Raw genomic sequence first — 18739 nt, 5'->3', positions numbered from 1 at the left:
CGCATTCCGATTCTTCTGTGACAACTGCCTGTCAATCGTGTGAACGGAGCGGCCGGCCCGGGAGCGACACGGGATCGGCCGCCGCCCCTGGAATCCGCCCCACCGACGAGCCGGGCCGTGCGGTGCGGAAGAGTGCGGAGGAACGTGCCGGGTACGCCGGTAGAGTCTCGTCCGTGGCAGCACTACCGTTGAACGAACTTGTAGAGCCCGGATGGGCCGACGCGCTGAACCCCGTGGCCGGGCGGGTCGCCGAGATGGGTGATTTCCTGCGCGCGGAGATCGCGGCCGGCCGTACCTACCTACCGGCCGGCGCCCATGTCCTGCGCGCCTTCCAGCAGCCCTTCGACGAGGTACGCGTCCTGATAGTCGGTCAGGATCCCTATCCGACACCGGGGCACGCGGTGGGGCTGAGCTTCTCGGTGGCCCCGGAGGTACGGCCGGTGCCGGGGAGTCTGGACAACATCTTCCGGGAGATGCACACCGACCTGGGCCATCCCCGCCCCTCCAACGGCGATCTGACCCCCTGGACGCGGCAGGGTGTCCTGCTGCTCAACAGGGCGCTCACCACCGCGCCCCGGAAACCGGCCGCGCACCGGGGCAAGGGCTGGGAAGAGGTGACCGAGCAGGCCATCAAGGCGCTCGTCGCCCGGGGCAAGCCCCTGGTCTCGGTGTTGTGGGGGCGGGACGCGCGCAATCTGCGCCCGCTGCTCGGCGACCTCCCGGCGATCGAGTCCGCGCACCCCTCGCCCATGTCCGCCGACCGCGGCTTCTTCGGCTCCCGCCCCTTCAGCCGCGCCAACGAGCTGCTGGAGCGCCAGGGAGCCCAGCCCGTGGACTGGCGACTGCCGTGACCGCGGGCCTGGTCATCGGGGTGGACTCCGGTGGTTCGGGGCTGCGGGTGGCCCTGGCGGACGCCACCGCCCCGGCCGGCGCGACGACCCTGGTGTCGCGGGAGCCGGTGCGCACCGGGGACGCGGGTATCGACGCGGGGCATCTGCTGGCGCAGTTGGTGCCGATGGCACGGACGCTGCTGGCCGGGGCCGGGGGCGGCGCCGTGGCGGCCCTGGCGATCGGGGCGGCCGGGATGGCGACCCTGGGCGGGCAGTTGCGCGCCGAGTTGCCCACGGCGCTGGCCGAGGCGCTCGGGGTACGACGGCTCGCGCTCGCGGCGGACGCCGTCACCGCCTACGCCGGCGCGCTCGGCCAGCGGCCGGGTGCCGTGGTCGCGGCGGGCACCGGCATGATCGCGACCGGGACGGATCTGACCCACTGGCGGCGTGCCGACGGCTGGGGCCATCTGCTGGGCGACTGCGGCGGCGGCTCCTGGATCGGGCGGGCGGGTCTTGAGGCGGCCCTGCGGGCGCACGACGGGCGGCGCGGCGGTTCCGCCGCCCTGTTGGTGGCCGCCGAGTCGGTGTTCGGTCCCGCCGACGCGCTGCCGGGCGCGGTCTATCCGCGCACCGACCGGCCGGCCGTGCTGGCGTCGTTCGCGCCGGAGGTCGCCCGCTGCGCCGCGGCCGGTGACGACGTGGCGGCGGCCGTCCTCGTCCGCGCGGCGGGACATATCGCGGAGGCGACGGCGGCCGTGTGCCCGCGCCCGGAGAACGGCGCGCGGGAGTGCGAAGTGGCCCTGACGGGCGGCCTGTTCAAGATGGGCGCCCCCCTCCTCGTACCCCTGCGGGCGGAGCTGGCGCAGCAACTGCCGCACGCGCGGCTGGTGTCCACGGCCGGGGATCCGCTCGCCGGGGCGCTGCTGCTCGCGTCCGCGCTCGCCACGGACACCCTGCGGCTTCCGTGCCATCCGACACTGCTCCATGTCCCCACGGAGCGCGGCGAATGAGCCCCAGATGCACACAGAGTTCGCAGAGTTCACAAACAGACCACAGACAGACGACGGCAGACGATATCCATCGGATAAATGCGGACAGATGACACCTGACCGCCCCCTCCCCGAACAGTCGCGCCCTCAAAGCCAGTAACATGCGGCGCCATGAGCTCCCCCACTGGGCCGGCATCCGGCCTGCCAGTACGAATGCCGCGACCCCGACAGTCCGGGCGGCACCGCCGCCCGGAACCGGTGGCCGCGCCCGAGGGCGCCCCCGCCCTGGTGCTCGCCGTTCCCGGCGCCATCGCGGCCGGCACGCGCAGCCTGGCCGAAGAAGTCATAAGCATCGCTCGATCCGAACTGCCCGGCCTGAACGTCGGCATCGCCTATCTCGACGGGGACGACGCCGAGTACCCCACGCTGGAGAGCGTCCTCTCCCATACGGCCGCCGTGCGCAGGGAGCGGTACGAGATGGCCCTCGCGGCGGGCCGCGAGGTGGCCGCGCCCGAGGGACCGGCCGCCGTGGTGGTCCCGCTGCTCGCCGGTCCCGATAACGTCCTGATGCGCCGGATCAAGCGGACGGTCGTGGAGAGCAGGGCGGCGGCCGAACTGTCCGATGTGCTCGGCCCGCACCCGCTGCTGGCCGAGGCGCTGCACGTCCGGCTCTCCGAGGCCGGTCTGGCCCGCGCCGACCGGGCGAGGCTGTTCACGGTCGCCACGGCCGCCGACGGCATCATCCTGGCGACGGTCGGCGGCGAGGAGGCCGTCCAGGCGGCGGGGATCACCGGCATGTTGCTGGCCGCGCGGCTCGCGGTGCCCGTGATGGCCGCGGGGCTGGACGTCGAGGGTGGGGCGGGGTCGGTCGCCGCCGTCGCCGAGCAGCTACGCGGCTCGGGCTCCACCCAGCTCGCGCTGGCGCCCCATCTGGTGGGCCCGGAGCTGCCGGAGGGGCTGCTGGACGCCGCGGTCAAGGAGGCGGGCTGCCCCGCCGCCGAGGCGCTGGGCGCCTACCCGGCCATCGGCAAGCTGGTGTTGTCCCAGTACACGACGGTGCTGGGCATCACGCCCCGGCCGCAGGGTTCGCCGGTGCGCTGACGCGGTGGGGGGAGGGCGTCCGCCCTCCCCCCAGCCGTACGGCGGATCAGGCGAAGATCACACAGGAAGCCGCGGGGGCGGCCAGGGAGCCCGCCCGCCGCGGCACTCCCGTGTCCGGGTCGATATCGAACCAGGTGACGTCCCCGGAGCGTTCGTTGGCCGCGTACAGCCGGCGGCCCGTGGGGTCGAGCGCGAGATCGCGCGGCCAGTGCCCGCCACAGGGCACGGTGGTGATGAGTTCGGCCCGCTCGCGGGTCTCGTCGAGGGCGAGGACGGCGATGCTGTCGTGCCCCCGGTTGGCGGCCCAGAGATAGCGGCCGTCGCGCGAGACGACCACCTCGGAGGGGTAGACGGGTCCGTCGGCGCCGTCCGGCAGCACCGGGGTCTCACCGACCGGTTCGAGCACTCCGGCCGCCGCGTCCCAGCGGCAGACGGTGAGCGTCGGCTCCAACTCGTTGAGGACGTAGGCGTGCGTGCCGGCCGGGTGGAAGGCGAGGTGGCGCGGTCCGGTGCCAGGGCGCAGCGGGGTCTCGCCGTGCTGGGTCAGCTCTCCCGCGACGGGGTCGAGCGCGTAGACGCGGACGGAGTCGGTGCCGAGGTCGACGCCGAGCACCCAGCGCCCGCTGGGGTCGGGCACCACCTGGTGGGCGTGCGGGCCGCGCTGGCGGTCCGGGTTGGGGCCGGTGCCCTCGTGCTGGAGGATGCCGCTGGCCGCGCCCGGTTCGCCGTCGGTGCCGACGGGAAGCACGCTGACGCTGCCGGAGCCGTAGTTGGCGGTGAGCAGGTGTCCGGCGGAGACGGCGAGATGGGTGGGTCCGGCGCCGCAGACGGGGACGCGCGCGCCGATGGGCCGGGGGGTGGCGCCCCGGACGTCGAAGGCCGCCACGGCGCCTTCGGAGGTCTCGGAGACGGCGTAGAGGACCGGCCCCCCGGCGGTGGCTGCGAGCGCGAGGTACGAGGGGTCGGCGACGGCGTCGACGGCTCCCGTCTCGGTCAGCGCACCGGTCTCCCCGTCCACGGCGGCGGCGATGATCCCGCGGCCCCCCGACGAGGTGAACGACCCGATGAATGCCCGTACGGTGCTGCTGTCGCCCACGGCGTGACCCCTCGCTGATCGTTTGATGCCCGGGGGCGACGGTAGCAGCGGTCTAGACCAACTGTCTCCACCCGTTCCTGCCCGCCGGACCGTCTGCCGCTCCCCCGTGACTGCCGCCCGCCGGGGGGGGGGGGGGGGGCGACCGCCGCGATCGTCACCTGGTGCTTACGCCCCTCGACCGTACGTACCCGCCTGACCTGGGGACAGCGCGGACTCCGTCGCCCTCCGCAGGTCAGGCGGGTACGAGCGGGGCGCGGGGCGAAGTGCGCAGAGGTGTGGCCAGCTCCGCGAGGGCCTGTTCCAGGGCGTGCAGATGGGCGAGGGCCGCCTCGGCCCGGGGGTGCTGCCCGCCCGGCGGTACGGGGACGGCGGGGGCGGTCGGCGCCGGCGCCGCGGGGGGCACCAGGGCGTGCACGGCGGCCTCCACCCGCAGGCAGGCGGCGACCAGTCGGGCGTCGTGGGCGAAGCCGGGCGCCGTGTTCGCGCGGGCGTCCCGTGCCGCGGCGACGGCGGTGAGCCCGCGCACCTCGCGCGCGCAGTCGTCGAGCAGTGCCATCACCTGGCGGGCGCGCGCCTTACGGGCCCGCAGCGGGCTGAGCGGGTGGACGAGCGGGGCCAGCGAGAGCCGTACCCGGCCGAGCAGCGCCTCCAGTTCGGCGACGAGCGGCATGGGGTCGGCCCCGTCGTCCCCCGACAGCCGGCGCGCGGCGGCCGTGGTGCAGCCGTGGACGCGGGTGACGGCCTGCTGGATCCAGGCGTTGGTGGCCGCGTGGGTGGTGACGGGCAGCACGAGCAGCACGGCGAGCGCGGCGCCGAGCGCCCCGACGGCGGTCTCGGCCAGCCGCAGCGCGAGCAGCGCCGGATCGAGTACGTCGAGGAGTCCGTAGAGCCCCCCGGCCAGCAGCGTCACCGAGAGCATCATCCAGGTGTAGGAGACCGCGGCGGTGTAGAAGATCCCGAAGACGCAGACCGCGACGAGCGCGGCGGTGGCGACGGGGGCGCCGTGCAGCGGGACGACGACGACCAGCCCGACCGCGATGCCGATCAGCGTGCCGAGGACCCGGCGGAAGCCGCGGACGAGTGCCTCACCGCGCGAGGCGGTGTTCACGAAGATCCACCAGGTGGCACCGACCGCCCAGTACCAGCGTTCGCCGGAGATCGCCTGGCCGATCACGAGGGCGAGGGTCCCGCCGACGGCAGCCTGGACCGCCTGGCGGGTGGTCGTGCGGGCGAGGCCCTTGCCGTCGGCCGGGGCGGGCGCGACGGCGGGCGGCCGGCCCCGCTCGTAGCACCACAGGCCGAAGCGGACCGTCGAGGAGGCGAGCAGGGAGAGGACGATCGCGGCGTACAGCTCCGGGAGCTGGCCGGGCATCGTCTGGAGGAACTGCGCCACGAAGTACGTCATGAACGCGAACACCCCGAGGGAGTGGCCGCGCGGCCCCCAGCGGCGGGCGTAGACGCCGGCTCCCACGACGGCGAGGAAGACGGCGTCCCGGGCGACCGGGTAGTCGTGCAGCACGGCGGCGGCGGCGAGCACCGGGAAGCCCACCACCGGCAGCAGGGCCGTGGTGATCGCCTGTCCGCGGACGGTCGCGTCGGTGACGGTGAAGAGGGCGAGCAGCGCGGCGAGGCCCCCGGTGACGGAGGCGACGAGTGACTGCCCGGCGAGGCCGCAGATGGTCACGGCCAGACCGATGCCGAGGACGGACCGGGCCGCCGCACGCAGCCGCAGCCGCCCCGGATCCGGCGCGACGAACACCCACTTCTGCACAGTTTCTCGCCTTCTCGGTATGGCCGGGGGGCCGGTGTCCGGGGGTTCCCGGTGCCCGGTGTTCCGGTGCCGCCTGGGACTTCCGGCCGGGGGGTCTCCGGCCCGGGAGGGTCCCGGCATCAAAAAGGCGCCGCGGAATCCGCAGCGCCATCGACAGGGGCTATCAGAGCATCACCAGGGCTATTGGCTCAAGAGACGACCTCAGAGGTATGCCATTGGTCCAGTCGACTATCCGGTTGCGGGGCCGGCGCTGGTCCAATGGCCGGGTGTCGCAGCCTCCGGGCGGTGGGACCCCCTCCCCGGGTGTCCGGAAACAGTGCGTCCGGGCAGGGCTCGGGGGCTCCGTACCGGCGCGCGGGGAACCGCCGGTGCGCGGCGACGCGTGGTGGCGGGTGGACACTTCCGTACGGGGGATCTGGCGTCACGCTCCCGTCGGCGGGACCCTGTTGGCAGGGCGCGCGCGGCGGGGGTCCCGATGTCCTCGCGCGGGCGGTCAACCGCAGGGGGACCCTATGAATTTTCGGCGATATCCGCGATTTCCGCACCATCCGACGCATCCAGGCCAACCGAGACACCGAGCGGGACGGGTGCGCCGCTGTGCCGCTTCCGTGGCTCTGGTGATCGTGGTGGGCGGCTGCGCCGGCGGCGGGCCGGAGGGGCAGGACCGGGAACCGGGGCCACCGCGGCAGCCTGTCGACGCGCCCGCCCAGGCCCGGCCCGGCGCCGGCGCGTCGGAGAGCGGCCCCACGGAGGGGCCGGGGACGACGGAGCGGCCCACGCCCGGGAACAGCCCGGAGCGACGGGTGGCCGATCCGGAGGGGCGGGACGGCCGGGGCGGGGCCGGGGCGGAAGGCTCGGGCGGCGGCTCGTACGGAGGCGATCCGGTGCCGCCGGTGGCTCCCCCGCCGGTGGCGAGCGACGAACCTCCGGCCACCGCGGGCGGGCTCGACCCCAGCGGCGGCGGTGACAGCGGGGGCGGCACCGGCAGCGATGTCGGAGGCACGATCGGCGACCCCGGCGGCTGCCCGGAGGGCGAGGTCTGCCTCCCGCCCGAGGAGTGCCCATCCACCTCTCCCGCACCGACACCGTCGGACTCGTCGTCCGACGCACCGTCCGGGGCACCCGGTCCCCGGCCGTCCGGTCCGAGCCCGTCGCCGGAACCCTGCCCCGAGGTATCCGACTCCTGACCACCACTACGGAAGGGGCTGGCGGCTTGGCAGCCAGGGACGCCGCGAACGCCGCGGACACCGGAAACGCCCCGAACGCCCGTGGCGCCGCGGACGCCGGTCGGCGGGGCGCGCGGTACCGGCGGTCCTGGTCAGCCGGTACCGCGCGGCGCGGAGCTGCCCGTACGGCATCGACGCCGAGCAGCTCCGTGGCCGCCGCCCGGCGCCGACTCGCGGCCCGGGCCGACCCGGCGAGCCCTGCTGGTGCGGCCGGTGCGGCCCCCGACGGTGCGGGCGGGATCCCGACGACGGCCACGGGCCTGCTCGGCGCCGTCGCGGCGCAGGCGTCGTTCCTCGTGGCGATCATGTATTTCCTGGGCGCGCTCTATCTGACCGCCTACTACCAGTACTTCCGGCTGGACGCCTTCAGCCTGGGCTTCGGCTTTGCCGAGCTGTCGATGCAGAGCCTGAACCTCGTCAAGCCGCCCCTGGCCGTGGCCCTCGCCCTGGTCGTGCTGGCGGCGAGCCGGCTCGCCGCCGGAGACGAGTTCGCCGGCCGGAACCGGGCGACGGCGCTGATCGACCGCGTCCTGCGCGGTGTGGCCCGCGCCCATCCGCTCATCGTGTCAGCCGGGTTGGTGCTGCTGCTCCTGTGGCGGCGGATCGACCCGTACGAATGGACCGCGCCCCTGCTGCTCGGCGTCGGGCTGTTGCTGGGCCGGTTCCCGGGCGCCCGCGCGGCGCCCGCCCCCGGCGGGCTCTGGAGCCGCGCGCTCCCCGCCTTCGTGGCCTGTCTGTCGCTGATGTGGGCCGCCAGCCTCGCGACCACCCGGCTCGGCGAGCAGGAGGCGCGGACGGCCGCCGACCATGTGCTGCGGCGCACCGCCGTCGTGGTCCTGAGCACCGAACGCCTCAGCCTGGCCGGCCCCGGTGTGGTGGTGGAGGACCTGGGTGAGGACGCACACTACCGGTACCGCTACAGCGGACTGCGGCGGCTCATCGAACGCAGCGGGCGCTACTACCTGCTCCCGGTGGGCTGGACGGCCCGTACCGGCAGCACGTACGTCCTCCAGGACAGCGGTGACGTACGCGTGGAGTTGATGCCCGGCACTCAACGGCCCCGCGGGTGAGGACCGAGGGTACGTCGCTGCCGGGCAACGGACGTTCATGTGAAGGGCCGCGAACTCGGTGCTGTTCACCGGCGCGTTCCGGATCCGGGATCGCGGGAAACCCTGGCCGACTCATGGGATCAGGCCATACGATGCGTCTGCCCCGGCTCCGGCCGGAGCGACAACTGAATGCGTGGACGATGGGGGGAAGCCGGTGTGAATCCGGCGCTGGCCTGCAACCGTGTGTGGCGCGTAGGTGCCGCGAGTCGGAAAACCCCGCGTTCCCCGCGTATCGCTTCTCACTGTCACGGTCCGCAGCGCGAAGCCCCGAACCCCGGGTTCTCCGCCACCCGTTCGCCTGCCCCGCTCCAGGGGCCGCGCGACCGGGGGGGCGATACGCGCACGGGCGGTACGGGGTCTCGGGCGGGCGGCCGGGACCCATGCCAGGAAGGCAACGTCATGCGTCAGACCCTCGCCCGCCGCACGGTGATCACCACTGCGGCTCTCTGCCTCGCCCTCACCAGCGCGCCGGCCGTGGCCCACTCCACCACCACACCGGTGAACACGAACACGCCGGTCAAGGTGAACCTGACCGTCCAGGGCCCGAACGGCCTGCTCTTCAAGGGTCGGATCAAGACCAAGGGCCATGATGTGACGACCGCCACCGGCGGCACCCATAAGTGCGACGGCACCAACGGTGGCGCGAATCCGACCGCGGTGCCCACCCCGACCGCCGCGCTCGACGATGCCGCCCGGACGAGAAACTTCACCTGGGACGGCGCCTGGTACGCGTCGTTCGACGACTTCTCCGTCGACACCATCAAGCAGGTCTCCGGAGGCGGCGTGGCCTACTGGAACATATCCGTCAACGGCACCCCGACACCGGTCGGCGGCTGCCAGTTCCGGCTGAACGCCGGCGACCAGGTCGCGTTCACCTGGACCGCGTTCTAGACCTCGCCCCCTGGGAACGGCCCGGCGCGGGTCCCGGCTCCCCGGCAAGGGACGCCGGGACCCGCGCCGGGGTGGTTCAGCTACCCCAGCGCAGCGCGACGGTGTCGCCGAGGTTGATCACCTTGCCGCGGGTGGCCGCGGTGAAGGCGGCGCCGTCCACGCTGGCCTTCCAGGTCGAAGAGCCGCTGTTGGCCTTGCCGTTCACGGCCGTGATGGTGCCGGTGCCGTACGACGGGGTGACGGCCGTGACACAGCCGGCCGGGGTGGCCGCGGTCGTGGCGGCGGCGAGCACCTCGCCCAGGGTGGTCGTGGTGCCGGTCGGGGTGAAGGCCACCGAGCAGACCTTCAGGTTCCCCGCGCCGTCGTCGACCGTCAGCGCCAGCCGGGTGGCCGTACCCGCGGTGAAGGCGGCCTGGGCGACCCACTGGGGCGCGCCCACCGTGGTCGGCACCGGAGGAGTCGCGGTGAACCCGGCCCCGGCGACGGCGCGCAGACCGTCGGCGGAGGCGTACGTGGACGGCGTGGTCTGGCTGGGCAGGTACTTGAAGCCGCCACCGGGGTTGAACTGCTGGGCGATGAGGAAGTCCACCGGGGTCTTGCCCAGCGGGGTGAGGAAGTCACCGGTCTGCGGGTTGATGCCACAGGCGTTGAGACCGGAGACGGCCCAGCCGTTGGAGTTGGTGTTCACCCCGTACATGGCGTTGAACGCACCGGAGTTGCTGATGATCTTGCTCTTGAGGAACGCCTTGGCCTGGGTGATGTCCGGGTCGGTGTTCGGCACGCCCGAGGCGCAGAGGGCGGCCATGGAGGCACCGGTCATATCGATGTCGCCCGGCTTGGCCAGCTCGGTCGGGCTGCCCTCGGCCTTGCTGTAGTTCCAGCCGCCGTCGTTGTGCTGGTTGGCCCGGATCCGGTTGACCATCGAGGTCAGCAGCGACTGCGGCACCCGCTGCGCGCCCGCCTGCGTCTTGGCCCCGGCGAGGGCGAGCGCGGCGAAGACCGTGCCGTTGTAGTTGGCGGAGGGACCGAAGTAACCGGTCTCCGCGGTCTGCCAGTAGCCGTAGATGTCGGCGATGAGGTTGCGGGAGGCAGAGACGCGCGCCGGGTCGATGCCCGCCGCGTACGCATTGAGGGTGGCGCGCTGGTAGTCGGTGACCACCGGGGTCGCGGAGGGCCAGCCGGAGGTGGCGAGCAGGTCTCGGTAGACCTTGCGGGCGTTCTTGGTGGCGTCGCCGCCGGGCGTGACGTCCACGGCCGCCGTGCCGGCCGCGGCCAGCGCGCTCAGCGCCCACTCGTTGGACAGGCCGGAGCCCGCGTACGAACCATCGGCGGCCTGGAGGGACTTGAGGTAGGCGACGCCGTTGGTCTTCGAGGTGGCGATCTGCGCCGGGGAGGTGGTCGCGGCGGCGGGCAGCACCGTCAGGGCGAAGGCACCGAGAACGGCGGGCACCGTCAGAGCGATGCGGCGGGAGGTACGAGAACGGGACATGGCCTGCTCCTGTGATGAGGGACGCCGGCCGGACACACCTACTCCGCGACCGAGGCGCGGGGGTCGGGCGGCCGCCGTCCAAACGCGTGGGTACGGCTTCCTGTTGGAAAGCTGCCGGATGGGCATTCGGGCTCGGGACGGCCCCCTGCCGTCCCACACCGCTGCGCGTCAGCCCCGGATTCGCACCAGGTTCCCCCATGTGGCAGCCCTGGACGCTACCTGAGGGATCATGCCTCCGCCAGCCTCGGCCGACACCGACGGGGCGGCGACCGGGCGATGAGATTCAGGCCACCTTGACGCTGTCTTCGGCCGCGTGTTCCAATCCGCCTGATAAGCACTCAACCCCAGGGGAAGCCGGTCTGAATCCGGCGCTGACCCGCAACCGTAGGTCCGCAACACGCGGACGAGCCGGACTGCCTGGGGCCAGTCGCAGAGCGAGAAGCGCCGTCGCGGACTACGGCGTGGTACCGGATCGGCTTCCCCGCGAACAGGGGGAACATCGCCGACTCCACGGCCACGCGCGTACCGCCCGGCTGATTCGAGGGGCCGTGGTGGGGACCGCACAGCAAGCAGGCCGGCGCGGACGGACGGGGTTCGTGGCCTTGGTGTTGGCGGTGTTCCTCACCGTCGGCGCGGGAGTCGCCCTCGTCACCGGAACACCCGTCGCGGCGGACCCGGTCGAGAAGTGCACCGCCACCAAGGGCGCGCTCGTGGTCGTCGACTTCGGCCCCTTCGGCGGCACGATCGAGAAGGGCTGCGACACCACTCCCGGCACGGGCTTCGAACTGCTCGAAGAGGGCGGATTCGACACCACCGGCACCGAGCACGACGGCCCCGGCTTCATCTGCCGGATCGGCCACGGCGCCTTCAACTCCGGTACCCCGTACCCCACGCCGGAGAAGGAGGACTGCGTGCTGACCCCGCAGGCCACCGCCTACTGGTCGTACTGGATCGCCTCCCCGGGCGATGAGAAGTGGACCTACAGCCCGTTGGGCGCCATGGAACGGCAGCCCAAGGCCGGTGACGTCGACGCCTGGGTGTTCGGGGGGACCAGCGTCACGGGCAGCACCGGCCGGCCGACCTTCACGCCCGCCGATGTACGACCCGGCGGCGACGGTTCGCCCGATCCCGGCGACCCGCCGACGCCCCCGCCCGGCGAGGTCGCCGTCCCGGTCGCCGCCCGGTGGGTGACGAGCCGGCTGACCGACGGCGAGCGCGTCGTGGACGAGGGCGCCGAGACGCCCAACCACCTGCTGACCACCGAGGCCGCCTACGCCCTGGCCGCCGCCGACGGCAAGAGCAAGACGCTCGACAAGGTCACGGACTTCGCCGCCGCGTCGGCCACCGCGTACGCCTATCCGACGGGCAAGGACGCGGCGCCCGACCCGAACGCCGCCGCCCGTCTTGCGCTGCTCGCCACGATCACCGAGCGGGACCCGCGCGCCTTCGGCGGCCACGACCTCCTCGGCGACCTCAGGAAGAACGTCTGCACGACCGCCCCCGGCCCCGGCTGCACGGCCAAGGGCGACTTCCTGAACGCCGGTTACGGCGACGCCCAGGCGCTGGCGGTGCTGGCCCTGCTGCGTGGCGGGGTCACTCCCCCGGCCGACTCGGTGACCCGGCTGACCGGACTCCAGTGCCAGGACGGCGGGTTCACGAGCATCCTGATCGGGCCCGACGAGCACTGCGAGGCGGACCCGGCGACCACCGGCCTCATCACCCTCGTCCTCAAGAAGGCCGGCGGCCACGACGCCGCCGTCGCCAGGGCGCGCACCTATCTGAAGAAGGTCCAGCTCCGCGACGGCTCCTTCCTCGGCTCCGCGCACGCCACCGTCAGCAGTGTGATGGCCACCGCGTTCGGCTCCCAGGCACTGCGCGCGCTGGGCGACCGGGCCCACGCCGACGCGGCCGTCTTCTGGCTCTCCCACCAGCAGCTCGAAGGCGGCGGCTTCGGCTTCGAGGAGGGGGCCACGGACCCGGCCCTCTACGCGACCTCGCCCGCCGTGCTCGCCGCCCAGGACACCAGTCTGGTCACGCTGACCACGAAGAAGCCCAACCCCAAGCCCACGCATCCCCCCACCAAGCCCACCGACCCGCCGACCGGCCCGCCCGGCGACGGCCCCGACCTGCGCAAGGGCGTCACCTTCCTGACCCGCCAGGACCGGCTGGTGCAGGGTCACTACTACGGAGCCGGGGGCGGCACGGGCCGGGCCGACTACGGCCTCACCATCGACGGCGCCTACGCCCTCGCGGCGACGGGTCTCGACAACAACGCCCTGCGCGGCATCGTCGACTTCCTCGACGGCGGGGGCCAGGACGCCAGCGGTCGCACCCTGCACCACTGGACCGGCGTGGGCACCAAGCACGCGGGAGGCGGCTCCATGGGCAAGGCCGCACTCCTCGCCCAGGCGGTCGGCCGCGATCCGCGCGCCTTCGGCGGCCAGGATCTGATCGCCGGGATCGGCAAGGCGGTCTGCCGGGCGCCCAGCAAGGCGCCGGACCGCAGTTGCGCGGCCACCGGCGCCTACACCTACGCACCGTCCGTCTTCGCCCACTCCCTCGCGGTCATCGCCCAGGTACGGGCCGGGGAGAAGACGGCGGCGACGGGCCCCGTCAACTACCTCAAGAGCCTGCAACACACCAAGAGCGACCAGCAGAAGAAGGAAGCCGGTGCCTGGCCGAGCCTGGTGCCGCCCACCGGCGACTCCGATGTGGACTCCACCGCGATGGCGGCGATGACCCTGGACTTCGCGGCGGGCGCGGAGTCAGCGGGCGCCGTGGACAAGGCGCTCGCCTGGATCGCCTCGAAGCAGTTGCCCGACGGCGGCTTCCCGGGCGCGTCGGGCAATTCGGTGAACTCCGCCGCCCTCGCCGTCCAGAGCCTCTCGCTGGACTCGGTGAAGTACCGCGCGCAGATCGTCAAGGCCCGTAAGTTCCTCGCTTCCCAGCAGAACGCGGACGGCGGCTTCAATGTCACCAAGGGGGGCCAGCCCGGTTCCGACGTACGCGCCTCCACCCAGGCCATCGGCGGCTCCACCGGTATCTCGTTCGCCCTCCTCACCCGTGATCTGAAGGGCACCACCCCGCAGCCGCCCGGTCCGGGCCCGGTCACACCCCCGCCCGTCATCGTCACACCCGGCGACCCCTCCGGAGGAATAGTCGGGAACCCCGGAACCGCCGGTACCGCGGGCACGGGTGGCACGGCCGGCTCAGCCGATGGCGGCCGGCTGGCGTCGACCGGCGTCCAGGTGGGCGCGCTCGCCGCTGCCGCCGCAGTGCTGGGGCTGGCGGGCTGGGGCACCGTCGTCGTGGCCCGCAACCGCCGTGCGGGGATCGGCGGTACCCGATGAACCGCCGCCACCCGCGCGCTGTCGCGCACCCACCCCGTACCGTCGTCCGGTTCGTCACCGCCCTCGGACTCACGGCGGCGGCGCTCGGCGCGACCACCGGGCCGGCCGCCGCCGCACCGCAGCCGATCGGCCGGTGCACCACCTCCTCCGGAGTGGTCCTGGCGGTGGACTTCAGCCGCTGGGGCGGCCCGGTCTACCGCTCCTGCGGTACGACGCCGACCACCGGCTACGAGCTCCTCAACCAGGGCGGCTGGCGCACCACCGGCACCGGTCATGACGGCCCGGCCTTCATCTGCCGGATCGGCTACAGCGGGCATCAGGGCGGCAAGCAGTATCCGCCGCCGCAGCAGGAGGACTGCGTGCTGACGCCACCGGCCTCCGCCTACTGGTCGTACTGGCACGCCGATCCGGGCGCGAACACCTGGCAGTACAGCCAGCTCGGGGCCATGACCTACAAGCCGAAGCCCGGCAGCGTCGATCTGTGGATCTTCGGTGGCACCGATATCGAAGGCACCAAGGGCCGGCCGACCATCACCCCGGACCAGCTCCGGGCCCGCAACACCCGGCCCGTCGGCGGGGGGTCCACGACCCGGCCCACACCCGACCGGCCGACCGCGCGGCCGGAGACACCGCGCACTCCCGTGCCGCCGCCGAGGTCGCAGGCGCCCACGGCCGCCGCGCCACCCGGTGCCACCCCGAGCCCGTCCGCCAGCGCCCCAGCGTCCGCACCGGCGTCGCCCTCGCCGTCACCGTCAGCCCCGTCGTCGGCTCCGGCCGCCGCCGTGGCGGCGCCGAGTGCCGCCGCCAAGGTGGTCGACGCGGCGCCGGCCGCCGACGCCGAGCACGACTCCGGCTCCGTCCTGCCCGTCGCGGCCACCGCCGCTCTGGTGCTGCTCATCGGCGGCGCGGCGGTGTTCGCCGCGAAACGCCGCCGACGTGCGGAGTAGCGCCGTGCCGAACGACCCGGCGCCCGTGCCGCGCACCGCGGCCGGGCGGCGCGGCCCCCTGCCCGGCGCCCCGAGGGGTACGGGCTCCGGGCGCCGCGTCGGCGCTCCCGCCCCGGATTCCGGCGGCCGCCGACTGCCGCGCACCCTGCACCCGGTGGCCTGGTGGATCTGGGCGCTCGCCCTGGCCACCGCCGTCAGCCGCACCAACAATCCACTCCTGCTCTTCCTCGTCCTCGCGGTGCTCGGATACGTCATCACCATGCGGCGCACCGAGGCCCCGTGGGCCCGGGGGTTCAAGTACTACCTGTATCTGGCGCTCACCGTGGTCGCCATCCGCGTGGTCTTCCGCGCGGTCTTCGCCACCGGTATCACCCCGCACGACCACTTCCTCTTCTCACTGCCGCGCATTCCGACGCCGGACTGGTACGCCGGTATCCAGATCGGCGGGCCGGTCTCCCTCGAAGCCCTGCTCTCGGCCGCCACCGACGGGCTCCGGCTGGCCTGCATGCTCTGCTGCATCGGTGCCGCCAACACCCTCGCCAACCCGAAGCGGGCGCTGCGGATCCTGCCGGGCGCGCTGTACGAACTGGGCGTCGCGGTCACCGTCTCCATCAGCGTCGCGCCGCAACTGGTGCAGAGCGTGCAGCGGGTCGCGCGGGCGCGGCGGCTGCGGGCCGGGCGCAACAAGGGGATGCGCGCGCTGCGCGGCATCGTGGTCCCCGTCCTGGAGGACGCCCTGGAGCGCTCCCTGCGGCTCGCCGCCGCCATGGACTCGCGCGGCTACGGCCGCGCGGGCTCGGCGACCCCCCGCTCCCGCCGGCTCACCGGTACGTTCATGCTGCTGGGCATGTGCGGGCTGTGCGCCGGGGCCTACGGGCTCCTCGACGCCACCGCGCCGAAACTGCTCGGACTGCCCGCGCTGGCGGCCGGTTCGCTGCTGTGTGTCGCGGGACTTCGCCTCGGCGGTCGGCGGATCACCCGGACGACCTACCGGCCCGACCCCTGGCGCTTCGCCGAATGGGCCGTGGCCGGCTGCGGTGTGCTGTCCGCCGTGCTGTTGTTCAGCAATGTCGGCTACCACCCCGCCGAGCTGAACCCCTCCATCTATCCGCTCAGTTGGCCGACGCTGCCGCTGGTCCCGGCGGCCGCGATCCTGCTGGCCGGCGCCGCGGGATTTCTCGCCCCGCCCCCGAGCCCGCCCACGCCACGCGTTCAGCCGCAGCGCACCGAGGAAGCCAAGTGATCATCTTCGACCAGGTCAGCGTCGTCTACGACGACGCCGCCGAACCGGTGCTCCGCGAGGTGGACCTGGCCGTCGACGAGGGCGAACTCTGCCTCGTCGTCGGCCACACCGGCGTAGGCAAGTCCACCCTGCTGGGCGCCGTCAACGGACTCGTACCGCATTTCACCGGCGGCACCCTCTACGGCAGGGTCACCGTCGACGGCCGGAACACCGCCGACCATCCGCCCCGCGAACTCGCCGACGTCGTCGGCGTGGTGGGACAGGACCCGCTGGACGGTTTCGTCACCGACACCGTCGAGGAGGAGCTCGCCTATGCGATGGAGCAGTTGGCCATCGCGCCGACCGTGATGCGCAAGCGGGTGGAAGAGACGCTCGATCTGCTGGGCCTGGCCGATCTGCGCCACCGCGCTCTGCATGAGCTGTCCGGCGGCCAGCAGCAGCGGGTCGCCATCGGGTCCGTCCTCACCGCGCACCCCCGGGTGCTGGTGTTGGACGAGCCGACCTCCGCACTCGACCCGACCGCGGCCGAGGAGGTGCTGGCCGCCGTGACCCGGCTGGTCCATGACCTCGGGGTGACCGTGCTCCTCGCCGAGCACCGGCTGGAGCGCGTCGTCCAGTACGCCGACCGGGTCATCCATCTGCCGGGCGACGGCCGGGTGGTGTCCGGTCCGCTGACGGAGATCTTCCGTACGTCGTCCATCGCGCCGCCCATCGTGGAACTCGGCAGGACGGCGGGGTGGGATCCGCTGCCGCTCTCCGTCCGGGACGCCCGGCGGGCGGCGGCGCCGCTGCGCGCCCGGCTGGCCGACACTCCACCGCCGCCCGTCCGCCCCGTCCCGGGGGCCGGCCGGGCCGGACTCCTCACGGCGCGCGGCATCACGGTCGCGTACCACGGTGTCCCGGCGGTGCGGGAGGTCGACCTCGAACTCGGCGGCGGCGAGATCACGGCCCTGATGGGCCGCAACGGCTCGGGGAAGTCCTCCCTGCTGTGGGCGCTCCAGGGGTCCGGGCCGCGCAAGGCCGGCACCGTACGCGTCGACACGGGTGCCGGCGAGCGGTCCAGGGATCCGCGCGACCTGTCCGCCGCCGATGCGCGGCGGCTCGTCGGGCTCGTCCCGCAGACCCCCACCGACCTGCTCTATCTGGAGAGTGTGCGGCAGGAGTTGGACCAGGCCGATCTGGAGTCGGCGGGCGGCGGAGGCGGTCCGTCCGCCCGGGAACTGCTCGACCGGCTGGCGCCCGGGATCGACGACAGGACCCATCCGCGCGATCTGTCGGAGGGGCAGAAGCTGGCGCTGGTCCTCGCCATCCAACTGACCGCCGCCCCCGAGGTGATGCTGTTGGACGAGCCGACCCGGGGGCTCGACTACCGGGCCAAGACCCAGTTGATCGGGATCGTCGGCGGCCTCGCGGCCGAGGGGCGGGCCGTGGTGATCTCGACGCATGATGTCGAGTTCGTCGCCCGCGCCGCCGACCGGGTGGTCGTCATGGCCGAGGGGGACATCGTCGCCGACGGGCCGACCACCGAGGTCATCGTCGCCTCACCGGTCTTCGCCCCGCAGGCCGCGAAGATCCTCGCCCCACTGCCGTACCTCACCGTCGACCAGGTGACCACCGCGCTCGCCCCCGACGAGCGGGGAGAGCACGGCGGGCACGGCGGAGACGGCGCGGGTGACGGACACCGTACGCGCGACGGGCACAGGGGGTACGGCGGGCACAGGGGGTACGGCGGGCCGAGCGGGCACGGCGAACGCGACGGAGCGGGCTCATGATCGAGCGTGGCGCCACCGCCATCGGGGTCAGCCGGCGCGCCGGACTGGTCATCGCCATGGCGGCCTTCATCGGACTGGTCGCCTTCTTCTGGCCGTTCGTGGTCGCGCCCGGGAAGTTCGGCTCGAACTACGCGCCGCCGCTGATCTTCGGAGTGCTTCTCGTTCTCGTCCTGTGCGTGGTGATGTCGGAGATCGCCGAAGGGGGCATCAACTCCAAGGCGCTGGCGATGCTCGGCGTCCTCTCCGCCGTCAACGCGGCCCTGCGCCCGCTCGGCGCGGGCACCGCGGGCATCGAGACCGTCTTCTTCATCCTGGTGCTGGCCGGCCGGGTGTACGGGGCCGGTTTCGGCTTCACCCTCGGCTGCACATCGCTGTTCGCCTCGGCGCTGATCACCGGCGGGGTGGGGCCCTGGATGCCGTACCAGATGTTCGGCTGCGCCTTCGTCGGTATGCTCGCCGGTCTCCTCCCGAAGGCGACCGGCCGCCGCGAGGTCCTGATGCTCGCGGTCTACGGTTCGGTCTCCGGCTACGTCTTCGGGTTCCTCCTCAATCTGTCGTTCTGGCCGTTCTCGCTCGATCCGGGCAGTTCCATCGCCTACCTCCCGGGGCTGCCCTTCACCGAGCAGTGGCAGCGCTATCTCGCCTTCGACATCGCCACCTCGCTGGGCTGGGACACCGGCCGCGCGGTCACGAACTTCGTCTGTATCTCCCTGGCCGGGCCGGCGGTGCTGACGACCTTCCGCCGGGCCGCCCGCAAGGCACGGTTCCAGGCACCGGTCCGCTTCACGGCACCCGGGGTGCCGCCCTCCGCCGTGCCGAAGGCGTCCGGGCGTGAGGCTGGTCCATCCGCCCCCGCCGCGCCCACCACCCCTGCCACGCCCACCACCAAGAAGCCTGACCAGCCGCACGGTTGAGGGCCGGGACG

Annotated in this window: 14 protein-coding genes and 3 riboswitches; of the genes, 11 read left to right on the top strand and 3 right to left on the bottom strand. The window is 73.6% G+C overall.

The window, feature by feature from the left end; all coding sequences use genetic code 11:
* Positions 1-173: 173 nt before the first annotated feature.
* From ACH4S7_RS35815 to ACH4S7_RS35805, 3 genes are all read left to right on the top strand, one after another.
* Positions 174-851, top strand: a complete 678-nt coding sequence (locus ACH4S7_RS35815) for a uracil-DNA glycosylase (protein ID WP_398525606.1) — start codon at positions 174-176, stop codon at positions 849-851.
* Positions 848-1840 (top strand): BadF/BadG/BcrA/BcrD ATPase family protein, encoded by a 993-nt coding sequence (locus tag ACH4S7_RS35810; RefSeq protein ID WP_398525605.1) that lies wholly within the window; start codon positions 848-850, stop codon positions 1838-1840. The genes ACH4S7_RS35815 and ACH4S7_RS35810 overlap by 4 nt, the downstream gene beginning before the upstream one ends.
* 150 nt (positions 1841-1990) lie before the next feature.
* Positions 1991-2920 carry a hypothetical protein gene (locus ACH4S7_RS35805; protein ID WP_398525604.1) on the top strand — a complete coding sequence of 310 codons (930 nt, stop codon included), beginning with the start codon at positions 1991-1993 and terminating at the stop codon, positions 2918-2920.
* A 46-nt stretch (positions 2921-2966) separates the two neighbouring features.
* Here the strand turns inward: ACH4S7_RS35805 and ACH4S7_RS35800 are convergent, their stop codons facing one another.
* Both ACH4S7_RS35800 and ACH4S7_RS35795 read right to left on the bottom strand, forming a co-directional pair.
* Positions 2967-4016 (bottom strand): lactonase family protein, encoded by a 1050-nt coding sequence (locus ACH4S7_RS35800; RefSeq protein WP_398525603.1) that lies wholly within the window; start codon positions 4014-4016, stop codon positions 2967-2969.
* A gap of 232 nt (positions 4017-4248) precedes the next feature.
* Positions 4249-5787, bottom strand: a complete 1539-nt coding sequence (locus ACH4S7_RS35795) for an FUSC family protein (RefSeq protein ID WP_398525602.1) — start codon at positions 5785-5787, stop codon at positions 4249-4251.
* Between the two features lie 608 nt (positions 5788-6395).
* Between ACH4S7_RS35795 and ACH4S7_RS35790 the strand changes: the two genes are divergently transcribed.
* The 3 genes from ACH4S7_RS35790 to ACH4S7_RS35780 all read left to right on the top strand — a co-directional run bounded on the left by ACH4S7_RS35790 (position 6396) and on the right by ACH4S7_RS35780 (position 9013).
* Positions 6396-6974: a hypothetical protein gene (locus tag ACH4S7_RS35790; protein WP_398525601.1), complete on the top strand. Its 579-nt coding sequence runs from the start codon at positions 6396-6398 to the stop codon at positions 6972-6974.
* Between the two features lie 26 nt (positions 6975-7000).
* Entirely contained in the window at positions 7001-8083 is a 1083-nt protein-coding gene (locus ACH4S7_RS35785; protein WP_398525600.1) for a hypothetical protein, read from the top strand.
* A 152-nt stretch (positions 8084-8235) separates the two neighbouring features.
* A riboswitch (cobalamin riboswitch) is annotated at positions 8236-8360 on the top strand.
* A 161-nt stretch (positions 8361-8521) separates the two neighbouring features.
* Complete coding sequence (locus tag ACH4S7_RS35780; protein ID WP_398525599.1) at positions 8522-9013, top strand: DUF4430 domain-containing protein; 492 nt, start codon at positions 8522-8524, stop codon at positions 9011-9013.
* 76 nt (positions 9014-9089) lie between these two features.
* On the opposite strand, the gene ACH4S7_RS35775 is transcribed toward ACH4S7_RS35780, so the two are convergent.
* On the bottom strand, positions 9090-10502 hold the full coding sequence (locus ACH4S7_RS35775) for a hypothetical protein (RefSeq protein ID WP_398525598.1): 1413 nt from the start codon (positions 10500-10502) through the stop codon (positions 9090-9092).
* A gap of 99 nt (positions 10503-10601) precedes the next feature.
* Positions 10602-10740: riboswitch (cobalamin riboswitch) on the bottom strand.
* A gap of 110 nt (positions 10741-10850) precedes the next feature.
* Positions 10851-10920, top strand: a riboswitch (cobalamin riboswitch).
* 178 nt (positions 10921-11098) lie between these two features.
* Here ACH4S7_RS35775 and ACH4S7_RS35770 point away from each other — a divergent pair.
* From ACH4S7_RS35770 to ACH4S7_RS35750, 5 genes are read left to right on the top strand one after another with little or no spacing between them, the layout of a single operon-like run.
* Positions 11099-13852, top strand: coding sequence for a prenyltransferase/squalene oxidase repeat-containing protein (locus ACH4S7_RS35770; protein WP_398525597.1), 2754 nt, complete (start codon positions 11099-11101; stop codon positions 13850-13852).
* Entirely contained in the window at positions 13849-14799 is a 951-nt protein-coding gene (locus ACH4S7_RS35765; protein WP_398525596.1) for a hypothetical protein, read from the top strand. Before ACH4S7_RS35770 ends, ACH4S7_RS35765 begins: the two co-directional genes overlap by 4 nt.
* 58 nt (positions 14800-14857) lie before the next feature.
* Positions 14858-16042 (top strand): energy-coupling factor transporter transmembrane component T, encoded by a 1185-nt coding sequence (locus tag ACH4S7_RS35760; protein ID WP_398525627.1) that lies wholly within the window; start codon positions 14858-14860, stop codon positions 16040-16042.
* A complete protein-coding gene (locus ACH4S7_RS35755; protein WP_398525595.1) occupies positions 16039-17814 on the top strand; it encodes an ABC transporter ATP-binding protein in 1776 nt (591 codons plus the stop codon). The genes ACH4S7_RS35760 and ACH4S7_RS35755 overlap by 4 nt, the downstream gene beginning before the upstream one ends.
* Positions 17811-18728, top strand: a complete 918-nt coding sequence (locus ACH4S7_RS35750; RefSeq protein WP_398525594.1) for an ECF transporter S component — start codon at positions 17811-17813, stop codon at positions 18726-18728. Before ACH4S7_RS35755 ends, ACH4S7_RS35750 begins: the two co-directional genes overlap by 4 nt.
* Positions 18729-18739 lie beyond the last annotated feature (11 nt).

The sequence above is a fragment of the Streptomyces sp. NPDC020965 genome, assembly GCF_044333555.1.
Taxonomy (GTDB): Bacteria; Actinomycetota; Actinomycetes; order Streptomycetales; family Streptomycetaceae; genus Streptomyces.
This window is presented reverse-complemented; position numbering and strand designations above follow the sequence as displayed.